This window comes from Bdellovibrio sp. SBM16 (genome assembly GCF_056175625.1).
Genome location: NZ_JBJKJG010000015.1, coordinates 46,996 through 59,612, shown reverse-complemented (window position 1 = coordinate 59,612; position 12,617 = coordinate 46,996). Strand labels below are relative to the sequence as shown.

The window sequence follows — 12,617 nt, the reverse complement described above, 5'->3', positions numbered from 1 at the left end:
AAATGGATCGCAAGGCCCCTCCTCACGATCCATCATGGATAGACTATTTAATAGAACACACCTTAGTGAGCGTTAAGAATAAGTCTTAACGCTCATTTTTTTTAAATAACGGCAAGCCCTAGACCATGACTTTTTTCACCGCTTTGGTCCACGATTTCTGTCTGGCTGCTAAATCTTTTTTAACGATAGCCGGTTTAAATGATCTGTCGATCTTCCAGATTTTGTTAATCTCGGCAGTCGAACTCCATACCCCGGCACCGATTCCAGCTAAGTACGCAGCCCCCATCGAAGTTGTTTCAATTTGCTGAGGCCTATCAACCTGAGTTTGCAAATAATCAGCCTGCAGTTGCATGAGTAAATTATTCGCCGAGGCCCCGCCGTCAACGCGCAATTTTTTAATTTTTTTACCTAAGTCTTTTTGCATCGATAATAAAATATCAGCGTTTTGCAGGGCCATAGCCTCTAAGGTGGCACGCGCGATATGCGCCTTTGTCGTGCCACGGGTTAAACCCGTTAATTCTCCCCGCGCTTCAGGCTTCCAGTGAGGCGCACCAAGCCCCGTTAAAGCCGGCACAAATTCAACACCGTTTGTATTTTTAACTTCTGCTGCCAATTTTTCAACTTCAGAACTTTCTTTGATTAGCCCCAAACCATCACGCAGCCACTGCACCGCAGCCCCACAGATAAAGGCTCCGCCTTCAAGCGCGTACTGCACCGGTTGATCTTTGATTTTCCAAGCAACTGTGGTGAGTAAGTTAGATTTTGATTTTAAAATTTTATTTCCTGAATTCATCAGGATAAAACTGCCGGTACCAAACGTGCATTTGCTTTCGCCGGCCTGATAACAGGCCTGGCCAAAAAGTGCTGCCTGTTGGTCACCAGCAACCCCTGAGATCATCGTGCCATCACTCACAAAACCGGCATTATGGGTTACACCGAAGGCTCCGGCCGACGATTTTATTTGCGGCAGTGCCGAAAGCGGAACTTTGAAAAGTTTTAATAAATCTTTATCCCAGGCTAAAGTTTTTAGGTTCATCAGCATGGTACGGGATGCATTACTTACATCCGTGGCAAAAGTCTTTCCTGACGAGAGCTTCCACATCAAAAAAGTATCCATATTACCGAATGCCAGATCATTTTCTTTTAAGGCCTTTTTAACGGCCGGAACATTCTCGATCATCCAGCGCATTTTGCTCGCTGAAAAATACGGATCTAATACCAGTCCGGTTTTTTCTTTGATTTTACGTTGCCAGTTAGCACGTAATTTATTGCACATCTCGGTTGTGCGGCGGCACTGCCAGACAATGGCATTATGCAAAACTTCCGAATTTGATTTGCGCCACGCAACGACAGTTTCGCGCTGATTGGTAATGCCGATCGTTAACACATCACCGGGATTGGCACCGATCTGACTTAACGCTTTACGCGCCGATTGCGACACCGACTCCCAAATATCGCGGGGATCATGTTCGACCCACCCCGGCTTCGGGTATATTTGGGGAAAATCCTGATCCGCTGATGCGACCAGACCTCCGCCTTGATCCACTAAAATGACAGTTGAACCGGTTGTTCCTTGATCGATGGCCATGATATATTTTTTCATAGAATAATCATGATCAATTTTTTTAAAAAACCCAACGAAAAAGTTTTTAACCTCAAGTCACTCGGTGCCGATGATTTGCTGTATAAAGTTTTTCCCAGATTGTTCATGGAAATTCTTAAAAAATATTTTCGCGTCGAAGTTGAAGGCGTAGAAAATATCCCCACCAGCGGACCGATCATCATTGCACCTAACCACTCCGGCTTTACGGCGATGGATGCCATGGTGCTGGCTTATGTTATCCAGGAAAAAACCCAGCGCATACCCAGAGTGCTGACCCACCATCTTTGGTTTTTAACCGAAACCACCGCTTTGCCCGCCCAGAAGCTGGGATTTTTTGAGGCCACTTTTGAAAACGGCGTAAATTATTTAAAGAAAAAACAGATGATCGTCATTTTTCCCGAAGGCGAGCACGGAAATTTTAAGCCTACTTCAAAACGTTATCAGTTGCAGGAATTTAAACGCGGCTTCATCCGCATGGCTCTGGCCACTGATGCCACGATTGTTCCGACGATTATCTTAGGAGCCGAAGAAACACATATTAATCTGCGCCAGTTAAAATTTTCGAAATTTTTGCGCGGCCTGGTTCTGCCTTTACCGCTGAACGTGATTCCGCTACCGGCAAAATGGAAAATTATTTTCGAAAAACCTGTAACCCTGCCTTTCGGTCCCGACAAGATGAGCGATTCAGAACTTTGCCATGACTTGGCTTTTGAGATTCAGGAAAACCTGCAGAAAAGAATCAACACCGAAGTGAAAAAGCGCGGTTTCGGATTTATCTAAGTTAATTCGGGCAGTTCGGGGTTGTGTGGTTATTTTGTTTGTAACAATCAGGCATATCATTGCCGATCACCTGAATAATGCTGCTCCAGCTTTTAACAATAAAACCTTGCGAAGATTCGCTGTCACCACGGCCAACCAGAGTTTTTGTCAACGTCGCCGCGATGGCCACCATAAAAACCATGATCAGTAAATATTCAACTACGACCTGTCCGCGAGTATTGCGCATACCCTAATTATAAGGCTATTTGCCGATAAAGCGCCAGTCACAAAAACGGCTCAAACGGTTTAGAACTGTAAATTTAGATTGGTTTTTTCAGAGCTGATAAAAGTCTTAAGTTGAGTCAGAATGTTCTGGTAAATTCCGGCAAAAGAATCTTCCACATTCGGGTTGGCAAAACCCAGGATTAAACCTTCATCCCATAAACGATTCATTAACGTTGAGACATTGTCACCGTCAAAGGCGATGGCTAAATCCTGTTCAGAGGGATAGATTAAAATGAAAGCGTGTTTTTTGGTTTTTTCCGACCACTTTTTGTACTCAGTCCAAAGCACTAAGTCTTGGCTCTGCAACAAGTGGTAAATTTTTAACGCGACCGATTCGTAACTTTGCGAAAAATAAATTCGGAAAGGTCCGTCAAATAGAGCGGTATTAAATACTGGACTATAATATTGTGTCGTTAAAAACGAAGAGTAACTTGCTGCCATATACGTGAGCCTAGAAAGACTAAACTCTAGATACAACTAAAATTTAAGATTCTTAAATTTTAAGACGCCATGTGTAATATAAGCGCACTTTACCCGACTAAAGTTTTGTTTCCCCGAATGAAAAGCTGATGCTGAGGCATACTCCCGGCTGAATAGAAGAAGTCGGTCAACTCTGCATCAGTGCTGATAAAATTAGCGCGTTTTCCGACCTGCAACGCCCCTTCTTCTTGATCGATTCCTAACGCCTTGGCTGCATTGATCGTATAAGCCTTAAACACTTCTGGCAGAGTCATTTTCATTTCTAAACGCGCCAGCAGTCCCACTAAAGATAAATCCTGGGTCGGACAGGTGCCCGGATTAAAATCGGTCGCCAATGCTACGGTTGCGCCACTATCAATTAATTGGCGCGCCGGCGGATACGGACACTTCATATATAAGTCAGCTGCCGGCAATAACACGGCGACCGTTTTATTACGGGCAAAGTACTGAATAGTTTCGTCCGTCAAATGAATCACATGATCTGCCGACTGCGCTCCGAGCTCCAGCGCAAGCTCTGCCCCGCCGGATAACGACAACTGGTTGGCGTGAATCGTAATTTCAAATCCCATACGCTTTGCAGCCGACAAATACTCACGCGCCTGCGGCACTTCAAAAAAGTTTTTCTCAATAAAGATATCTACCCGTTGTGAAAGCTTTTTCTTTTTCACCACCGGCAGAACTTCTTCGGCCAGGTAGGCTAAGTACTCGCCATAAGAATCATATTCCGGAGGTTTGGCGTGCGCACCCAGGAACGTCGAAACAATGCGTGCTGTTTTAACTTTGTTGATAACTTCCAGACTTTTGATTTCATTTTTATGATCTAAAGCATAGCCGGATTTAATCTCAACTGTGGCCACCCCCTGCCTAACAAAATTATCAACGCGGGCCTGGGTACTGGTTAAAAGTTCTTTGGCTGACGCCTGGCGGGTTTTTCTCATGGTTGAAAGAATACCGCCGCCGTTTTTGGCGATCTCTAGATAACTCGTGCCGGTGTTACGCAGTTCAAATTCATCGGCACGCGAACCGGCAAACAGTGTGTGTGTGTGACATTCAATAAAAGCCGGCAAAATCTTTTGCTTTTTAAGATCGATTTCCCTATTGAATTTTACTTTTTTGGGAATCTTGGCTTGTGGGCCAAGCCAGGAAATTATGCCGTTTTCGATGATCATCGCCATCTTCGGCTGAAAACCATCGAAACCTGCATTGACTAGACTAAAATTAAAAACCAGCTTTTTGTTCACACTCTAAAGCTTCGTATTTTTCGATTAATTTATCAACTAAAGCTTTTGGCGAGTTTTCATTACTCACGTCTACTTCTGTGGCCTGCTGCGCTCCGAAATAAATAACCCACTTCTTTTTACCTTCACCTTCACCCACCAATGAGTAAATAAGCTGTTGTAATTTAGACGGCTTATCGGTTTTTTCAGTTCTTCCGGCACGCGGGATACAGTAATCACGCAGTACGCCGGCCACATTGTTTTCTTTTAATGCCGGAAACACCATATTACACAGCGCCTGACTCGACATCATATGCGTTGAAGCCACTAAATACTTATCCAACACCTGGCGTGCGCTCATGCACAGATTCTGGTGGGTCGCCGAGCCTTTTTTAATATAGCGTAAACTTAAGTGCGTTAATCTCTGACCGTAAACTTTGGCACGCGCCTGGATTTTCTCCAACACCCCGATACCCACCTGGCCTTTATAATCCGCGCGCGCAAATTCATATTCAAATCTATTTAACTTTGCCCGGGCCTGATTCATCTGCATGTAGGCATTGTTAAAATGCTGGTCGTTGTTACGCAGTAATTCATAAATCGGGCCGTTATTACGCTGCCATTGGTAGGCGGCTTTTACACCACCAACGGTTTTCTGCCACCAGCCGCAATTCGGATCATCTGAACACGCTGATTTGACTTCGTTGTAGTACGGGCCACGGAAGAAATAACGGTGCATGTCTTTCGCCCGCTTTTCAATCTCGCTTGATTCAAATGCCGCATACTGCATCATCGATTTTAAGCTCGCAAGATTGCTTTGCATGTTTTGTTTTTCACGCTCTTTTTTTGATAACCGTTTCACGATAATCTGATCAGTCTCAGTTTGTAACTCAGCCTGCTCCTGCGCAAATAGGTGCACCATCTTCTGGCCCTGGCTTAATAATTCTAAAGAGATTTTGATCCAATCCTGGCCAAGCTTCACACATTCAGTCAGATTTTTCTGGTTAGCAGCTTCGGTGAAATACTCATCGTAAGCTTCAAGCTGGCTTTTTAATACTTCAATGGCCGCAGCCGATTCAGGCGCGCCCCCCATGCCCTCAGCCCACGAAACACCAAACTCAGTCAATTTTTCGATGGTTTTAGCAAAGCTTACAGAACTCTTAGTCGATTGGATTAAGCGGCACTGCGCCACTTCAGGACGCTGCAGATCTTTGGCTTGCAGTTCTAAATCGTACTGGGCTTTTTGTAATTTATTAAGTTCATCCGGCAATAAGGTTTTTAAACTTGTGAATAGCTGATAATTCGGATCAGCAGCATTCATCTCTGCGATGGCTGCTGCATTCGGCGCAACCGGGATTACTGCCGCAGCTGTTGTCGGCATCGAGTTTTTCTTGCGGTAATCGTTGATATTCTGATTTAAATCACGGATACGGCTTTGGTAAGCCGTGTACACCGACTGGATCTGCCCTAATTTCAATGAACGCATGTATTCAAGACGGCGGTACAACTTCATGTACTGGCACACATTCTTTAACGTATTAACGCGGTTATTCTGGTCGGCCATATCAAACATAATCGAATCTTTTGCGATCTGTTCAACAAAACCCAAACCTTTAGAAAGCGCATCCGCACCGGCTAAAACTTTAACCGCGGGACCAAGCTTAGCGGCCAGTACCGGATTTTTAGAGACCATATCTAGAACCACCGGAGCAATGCCCTGGAAAGTTTCATTGATTGAAAATACAACGTTTCTGAATTGTTGATTGCTACGGTAGCAGACTTTGGTTTGCGACTGCGCCGCAAGCGCCAGGGTTTCCTGAATTTTTTGGGCGGCATCGACCATCGTTTGCGCCGTCATTTCTAATTTAAAAGTCTGACCGGATTCCTGTAATTTTTTAGCTTCAAAAACCGCATTTCTTAAGACGACGGCTTTTTGCGCCACTTTTTCGTTCTGCGCTCTCATGTCACATTGCGGAAAGGTCGAGTTTAAATTCTCCTGCATACGGTCCAATGAAGTTAAAATTTCGGTATAGGGCGAGTTTGAAAAGAGCGGACATTCATACTCAGGCGGCATTTCAAACAACACCATCTGCTGAGCAATCGAAGTTTTAGCCGATATTGTACTATCAAAGTTTATCGCGTCCTGAGCCGTTGGATCACCACCAAGCTTAGGAACGCCGTCAACGGCGTAAGCCTGGCCTACAATAAAGGGCACAACTAATAGTGATAGTCCGATCTTTTTGAACATACGTCCTCCGTCAACAACATTGACAGTGTCTCAAATTAGTCACCGCAGGCATGGCTAACCACAGCCTATTACAACGTATATTTGCAATAGACCTTGCTTATCCTTCGCCATTTGCTGACTCCATTTTAACGAGCAACAAAAAGACCAGATTTTTTTGTATCTTGAATTAGAAGCGGACCGTGTAACCGGCTGACAGGCTATAGCCGTCTGCCGACACATCAATATTTGAAGTTTCAGTGCTGTAATCCAACAGGTATCCAATCTGAGCTTCAATCAGACTATCCGGCGTGATTTCATACTTACCGATAAGGTTCAACGTTTTACCGGAAATCGAGCCAACATCATCAGTATCCCGAGTTGTTAGATTCATTGATTTATAGCCTTCGACATTGGCGATTTCTAAAGTTAAACCGAAGAACAATTCAGGCGTAAGCTCAGTCAACGTGGCAAGTTCAATCAGCGTCTCGTTGTGTTTTTCACTCTCTTCAATTTCGCTGGTGGTCTGATCAACCGAATTTTGCAGACTGTGCATTGAGTACGTAAGTCCCGCGCTGATCTGAGAATTACTCGTAACAATTGCAATCACCTTTGCACCGGCAACAACCGTATGGCCGCCTAGTTTAGCATTACCATCATTAGCCGCATCAGCCTGCTCATGATCACCGGTCTCGGGCTGAAAACCGGCTTTAAGATCAAACTTTACACTTTCAGCATCTGCTACACGCACAATAGCTGCAAACAACGGATCTTTAAGCCCCTTGGACTTCGTCGACGCCTGATTGGCCGGTTTGGTGTAATCGACCTGCATCTCCGCTAAATAATCCCAGCTTAACTGCAAGCGCACATTATCAAGCACACCTAACGACAGCTGCGAATTGACTGTTGAAACTTTTTGTTCAGCTTCAACGACCGTAGATCCGGTGAAATTACCTTTAACATTGATCACTGAATAGCGGTAACCAAGCGACAAGCCCGTTTCCCATTGCCCTGGAAAATAATGAAGATGGGCTAATTTTGCCGAACCGGTTACCGCCTGTTTTACACGTTGATAGGTCTTTTTAAGCTGCGCCTGTGCATCAAGTGCAAACAGGGCAACGAATACAAGTCCGGCAATATTTTTCATAAATTATTTTTTCTTACCTTGATTGGCTACCGCTTCCATCGCTTTTGCAACTTCATCCGCATCACCGATAAATTTTTTTGAAACCACATTTAAATTATCATCCAGTTCATACATCATCGGAATTCCGGTTGGCATATTCACTTCCATGATCTGATCCGGCGTCATCTTCTCCAGATGCTGGATCAACGCGCGCAATGAATTACCGTGAGCTGCGATCAGAACTTTTTTACCGGCCAGAACATCTTTTGAAATCTTTTCGTTCCATAGCGGTAAAAATCTGGCCACGGTATCCTTGAGTGACTCGCCCGAAGGCAACAACTCGGGGTTTACAGATTGGTAGCGTTTATCATGAATCGGATGTTCGGGATTATCTTTTGACATCATCGGCGGTGGCGTATCGTAGCTGCGTCGCCAGATTTTTACTTGTTCTTCGCCGTGTTTTGCCGCGGTTTCAGCCTTATTTAAGCCCTGCAGATCGCCGTAATGACGCTCATTTAAGCGCCAGTCTTTGATGACCGGAACCCAGTTTAAGTTCATCTCTGCAAGAATCAGATTGAGGGTTTTGATAGCTCGTGTCAAAGAGCTGGTGTAGGCCAAATCGAACTCGAATTTCTGCTCTAGTAGAGATTTGCCAGCTTTTTGCGCTTCTATGCGTCCTTTTTCAGACAGGTCCACATCTTTCCAACCAGTAAAGCGATTTTCTTGATTCCATTGGGACTCACCATGGCGAACAATGACTAATTTGTGGGTCTTACTCATAGGGCAATTTCCTCTCTCAATAACTAAAAAATAATCTAAAAATTGGCTTAAGTTTGTACGATCTTTGTGACACAATCAAGAGCGAAAAAAATAAAAATCATGCAACAAGTTTAAGAGAGGCTTAAGTCATGAATCATTTGAACCTTGAATACATCGAATCACTTTACAACCAATTTAAAAAATCTCCGGATTCTGTAGATCTTGAGTGGAAACGCTTCTTTGAAGGCGTTGAATTCATGAAAGATGGCGCGTTCGGTGTGTCTGAAAAAGAATTGGATGTTTATAATTTAATAAATGCTTACCGCACTTACGGCCACTACGAAGCAGACATTGATCCGTTAACAAATACACCGGCCCACAACGATCAGTTAAAACTGAACAAATTTAATTTAACTGAAAAAGACCTGGACCAGGTTTTCCAGATCGGTTCAGTTATCGGCAAACCAAACGCGACGCTAAAAGATATTATCGCGCACTTGCGCGCTTCTTACTGCGGCAAGATTACAGCGCAGTTTGCTGAAGCACTTCCTGAAGTTCGCAACTGGTTTATCAAAGAATTTGAACAAAACTCTCCGGCGTTCAAATTAACGGCTGATAACAAAAAAGAAATTTTAAAATCCGTCACGCGTGCAGAATCGTTAGAGAAATTCATCCACACCCGTTACGTGGGAACAAAACGTTTCTCGGTTGAAGGTGCGGATGCCACTCTGCCGATGATGGATCACATGGTGACACGCGCCTCTTCATTAGGCGTACAGGAAATCGTCATCGGCATGGCTCACCGTGGCCGTGTAAACGTTCTTGCAAATTTCATGGGTAAAGATGTAGGCAGCATGTTTGCTGATTTCAACGGACCTACAGAACTAGAAAAACCGTTAGAGGATTATGATGGCGACGTTAAATACCACTTAGGTTACACAAAAACCAAAGAAACGCCGACCGGCAAAGTTGAATGCTCTCTGGCATTCAACCCGTCTCACTTAGAAGCTGTCGGACCGGTTGTACTTGGTATGGCGCGTGCGGCACAACGTAAACTTAAAGACACCAAAGAACGTAAAAAAGTAGTTCCGTTAATCATCCACGGCGATGCCGCTTTTGCAGGTCAGGGTGTAGTGATGGAGTCATTACAAATGGCTCACGTCCGCGGTTATGCCGTTGGTGGTTCAATTCACTTAATCATCGACAACCAGGTTGGCTTTACAACTAATCCAGAAAATGCCCGCTCAGCCCACTACTCATCCGATGTAGCTAAAGCTCTTGCGATTCCGGTTATTCACTGTAACGGTGATGATGCTGAAGCCTGTGTGCGTGCGATGGATATCGCCGTTCGCTTCCGCCAAGAATGGGGCCGCGATATCGTCATCAACCTTACGTGCTACCGCCGTTTTGGCCACAACGAAGGTGATGAGCCTGCTTACACCCAGCCGTTAATGTATGATATCATCAAAAAACATCCGACCCTACGCGAGATCTATGCAAAACAATTAGTGGCAGCCAATGTCGCTGATCAAAACTTTGCCGATACACTTTTAACTGATCGCATGAACGATCTGCAAAAAATTTACGACTCTGCAAAACAACAAGCTCCGAAAATTAAAACTTTTAAATTTGAAGGTGCCTGGGCCGGCCTTAAAAAAGGCACAACTGAAGATATGGAAAAACCAATCAAAACTTCAGTTGATCTTGCGACTTTACAAAAAGTCGGTGAACAGATCGCAACGATTCCGGCTGGATTTAACTTACATCCAAAATTAACGAAGCTAATTGACACACGCAAAGCTCAAGCCGCTGGCAAAGAAGCCTGCGATTGGGGTATGGGCGAATTATTAGCCTATGGAAGTTTATTGCAAGAAGGCACTTCGGTACGCATCACTGGTCAGGACTGTGTGCGTGGAACCTTCACTCACCGCCATGCCGGTTTCTACGACACAAAGACAAATGAATCTCACTTCCCGCTTAAACAATTAAACTCTGAAAAAACAAATTTCTGCGTTTACGATTCTATTTTGTCTGAATATGCCGTGATGGGATTTGAATACGGAAACTCAATTACCGACCCAAGCTTTCTAACCATCTGGGAAGCCCAGTTTGGTGATTTTGCCAACGGCGCTCAAATCATTATCGATCAGTTCTTAGCAGCCGGTGAATCTAAGTGGCAACAAATGTCGGGTTTAGTTTTATTATTACCACACGGTTATGAAGGCCAAGGCCCTGAGCACAGCTCGGCCCGCTTAGAGCGCTTCTTACAGTTGTCGGCACAGAATAACTGGTCAGTGGTGAACTTAACAACACCGGCACAGATTTTCCACGCGTTACGCCGCCAGATGAAACGTGATTTCAGAAAACCACTCGTGGTGATGTCTCCGAAATCATTACTTCGTCACCCACGCGCCACAAGCCTGATTTCTGAAATGGCAAACGGCACGTTCCAGGAAGTGATCGCTGATACTTTGTTAACTGATAATTCTAAAGTTGAAAAAGTGGTGTTTGTCTCTGGTAAATTATATTACGAGTTACTGGAACAACGTGAAAAAACAAACGATACAAAAACTGCCCTTGTTCGTTTAGAACAGATTTCGCCTTTCCCTCACTGGAAAGTTAAAGAAGTTTTAAAATCGTACCCGAATGCGAAGAAAGTTTTATGGGCCCAGGAAGAGCCACAAAACATGGGCGCTTTCAGCTATGTTTACTTCAAGTTCGCCTCTTTATTAACAGAGATGGGTTCGAAAGCTCAGTTTGGTTACGTAGGCCGTCCTGACCGCGCGTCTCCGGCAACGGGTTCGGTCTACCGTCACAAAGTTGAACAAACCGAAATCATTGAAAAAGTATTTAAAGTTTAAAATTTAAAGTTTAAGGCGCACCTGAGGTGCGACAAAAGAATTAGAGGATAAAAATGAAATTAGATGTAAAAGTACCCGCAGTTGGTGAATCAATCACAGAAGCCGTTATCGGAAGCTGGACGAAAAAATCCGGCGACTTTGTAAAAATGAACGAAGTGATCATGTTACTCGAAACAGACAAAGCGTCTGTTGAAGTGATCGCAGAAAAAGACGGTGTTCTTACCATCAACGCGCAAGCTGGTGATACTGTAAAAATCGGAGCCACCGTTGGTTCGATTGATACAGATGCCAAAGCTCCGGCTGGCGCTTCGGCTCCGGCTGCGGCAAAAGCTGCTGCTCCTTCACAACCGGCAGCGGGTGCTACTTCGGCGGCAAAACCGACTCACCCCGAATTACAAGCGCACCAATCACCTGCAGTTCAACGTGTTGTTAACGAACGCGGCTTAGACACTTCAGGCATTCAAGGCACTGGTCTTGGCGGTCGTTTAACTAAAGGTGATGTCCTCAATGCTCCGGCACCTCAACCGGCTGCGGCCCCGGCGCAGGCAAAAGCTCCCGCAAGCCCGGTCGTAACTCCGGTTCCGCGCGGCCCATCTAAACAAGGCGACATCCAACGCGTAAAAATGACTTCGATCCGTAAAAAGATTGCTGAGAAGTTAGTGGCAGCCCAGCACAACGCCGCTATCCTTACGACATTTAACGAAATCGACATGACAAACGTGATCGAGATCAGAAACAAATACAAAGATAAGTTTAAAGAAAAATACGGCGTAAACCTAGGTTTCAACGGTTTCTTCGTAAAAGCCTCGATCGAAGCGCTAAAAACAATCCCAGCCGTCAATGCCTGGATCACTGGTGATGAAATCGAATATCACAACTACTACAACATCGGTATCGCCGTTTCTACAGAACGTGGCTTAATGGTTCCGAACATCAAAGACGCTGACACTTTATCGGTGGCCGGCGTTGAGTTAGCGATCCGCGACTTAGCAGCTAAAGGCAGAGATGGTAAGATCACTATTGATGACTTAAACGGCGGAACTTTCTCGATCACTAACGGCGGTGTATTCGGTTCGTTATTGTCAACGCCGATCTTAAATGCCCCGCAATCAGCGATCTTAGGTTTACACAAAATCCAAGAACGTCCGGTCGCGATCAACGGCAAAGTTGAAATCCGTCAAATGATGTATGTCGCTTTAAGTTATGATCACAGAATCATCGATGGCAAAGAAGCGGTTACATTCTTAGTAAAAATTAAAGAGTGTGTAGAAAACCCTGAGCGTTTATTATTAGAGATTTAATC

Annotated in this window: 10 protein-coding genes; 3 read left to right on the top strand and 7 right to left on the bottom strand. The window is 44.7% G+C overall.

Annotation, left to right across the window (positions count from 1 at the left end; translation table 11 throughout):
- Nucleotides 1-118 precede the first annotated feature (118 nt).
- The gene (gene glpK, locus AC04MM_RS14205; RefSeq protein ID WP_475381042.1) at nucleotides 119-1,603 is read right to left on the bottom strand and encodes a glycerol kinase GlpK; all 1,485 of its coding nucleotides are present in this window, start codon (nucleotides 1,601-1,603) and stop codon (nucleotides 119-121) included.
- Between the two features lie 9 nt (nucleotides 1,604-1,612).
- Between glpK and AC04MM_RS14200 the strand changes: the two genes are divergently transcribed.
- A complete protein-coding gene (locus AC04MM_RS14200; protein ID WP_475381041.1) occupies nucleotides 1,613-2,383 on the top strand; it encodes a lysophospholipid acyltransferase family protein in 771 nt (256 codons plus the stop codon).
- Nucleotide 2,384: 1 nt separating this feature from the next.
- Here the strand turns inward: AC04MM_RS14200 and AC04MM_RS14195 are convergent, their stop codons facing one another.
- The 6 genes from AC04MM_RS14195 to gpmA form a co-directional block, all read right to left on the bottom strand.
- On the bottom strand, nucleotides 2,385-2,609 hold the full coding sequence (locus AC04MM_RS14195; RefSeq protein WP_475381040.1) for a hypothetical protein: 225 nt from the start codon (nucleotides 2,607-2,609) through the stop codon (nucleotides 2,385-2,387).
- Between the two features lie 59 nt (nucleotides 2,610-2,668).
- The gene (locus tag AC04MM_RS14190) at nucleotides 2,669-3,088 is read right to left on the bottom strand and encodes a hypothetical protein (RefSeq protein ID WP_475381039.1); all 420 of its coding nucleotides are present in this window, start codon (nucleotides 3,086-3,088) and stop codon (nucleotides 2,669-2,671) included.
- Nucleotides 3,089-3,177: 89 nt separating this feature from the next.
- On the bottom strand, nucleotides 3,178-4,368 hold the full coding sequence (hutI, locus tag AC04MM_RS14185) for an imidazolonepropionase (protein WP_475381038.1): 1,191 nt from the start codon (nucleotides 4,366-4,368) through the stop codon (nucleotides 3,178-3,180).
- The gene (locus AC04MM_RS14180; RefSeq protein ID WP_475381037.1) at nucleotides 4,346-6,592 is read right to left on the bottom strand and encodes a hypothetical protein; all 2,247 of its coding nucleotides are present in this window, start codon (nucleotides 6,590-6,592) and stop codon (nucleotides 4,346-4,348) included. The genes hutI and AC04MM_RS14180 overlap by 23 nt, the downstream gene beginning before the upstream one ends.
- Before the next feature lie 166 nt (nucleotides 6,593-6,758).
- Nucleotides 6,759-7,715, bottom strand: coding sequence for a hypothetical protein (locus tag AC04MM_RS14175; protein WP_475381036.1), 957 nt, complete (start codon nucleotides 7,713-7,715; stop codon nucleotides 6,759-6,761).
- Nucleotides 7,716-7,718: 3 nt separating this feature from the next.
- A complete protein-coding gene (gene gpmA / locus AC04MM_RS14170) occupies nucleotides 7,719-8,474 on the bottom strand; it encodes a 2,3-diphosphoglycerate-dependent phosphoglycerate mutase (RefSeq protein ID WP_475381035.1) in 756 nt (251 codons plus the stop codon).
- 128 nt (nucleotides 8,475-8,602) lie between these two features.
- Here gpmA and AC04MM_RS14165 point away from each other — a divergent pair, with 128 nt between their 5' ends.
- Entirely contained in the window at nucleotides 8,603-11,314 is a 2,712-nt protein-coding gene (locus tag AC04MM_RS14165) for a 2-oxoglutarate dehydrogenase E1 component (protein ID WP_475381034.1), read from the top strand.
- Nucleotides 11,315-11,367: 53 nt separating this feature from the next.
- Complete coding sequence (gene odhB / locus AC04MM_RS14160) at nucleotides 11,368-12,615, top strand: 2-oxoglutarate dehydrogenase complex dihydrolipoyllysine-residue succinyltransferase (protein ID WP_475381033.1); 1,248 nt, start codon at nucleotides 11,368-11,370, stop codon at nucleotides 12,613-12,615.
- Nucleotides 12,616-12,617 lie beyond the last annotated feature (2 nt).

Coding starts and splice junctions, on each gene's coding strand:
- glpK (WP_475381042.1), bottom strand. CDS start 1,603: ATGAAAAAATATATCATGGCCATCGATCAAGGAACAACCGGTTCAACT.
- AC04MM_RS14200 (WP_475381041.1), top strand. CDS start 1,613: ATGATCAATTTTTTTAAAAAACCCAACGAAAAAGTTTTTAACCTCAAG.
- AC04MM_RS14195 (WP_475381040.1), bottom strand. CDS start 2,609: ATGCGCAATACTCGCGGACAGGTCGTAGTTGAATATTTACTGATCATG.
- AC04MM_RS14190 (WP_475381039.1), bottom strand. CDS start 3,088: ATGGCAGCAAGTTACTCTTCGTTTTTAACGACACAATATTATAGTCCA.
- AC04MM_RS14180 (WP_475381037.1), bottom strand. CDS start 6,592: ATGTTCAAAAAGATCGGACTATCACTATTAGTTGTGCCCTTTATTGTA.
- AC04MM_RS14175 (WP_475381036.1), bottom strand. CDS start 7,715: ATGAAAAATATTGCCGGACTTGTATTCGTTGCCCTGTTTGCACTTGAT.
- gpmA (WP_475381035.1), bottom strand. CDS start 8,474: ATGAGTAAGACCCACAAATTAGTCATTGTTCGCCATGGTGAGTCCCAA.
- AC04MM_RS14165 (WP_475381034.1), top strand. CDS start 8,603: ATGAATCATTTGAACCTTGAATACATCGAATCACTTTACAACCAATTT.
- odhB (WP_475381033.1), top strand. CDS start 11,368: ATGAAATTAGATGTAAAAGTACCCGCAGTTGGTGAATCAATCACAGAA.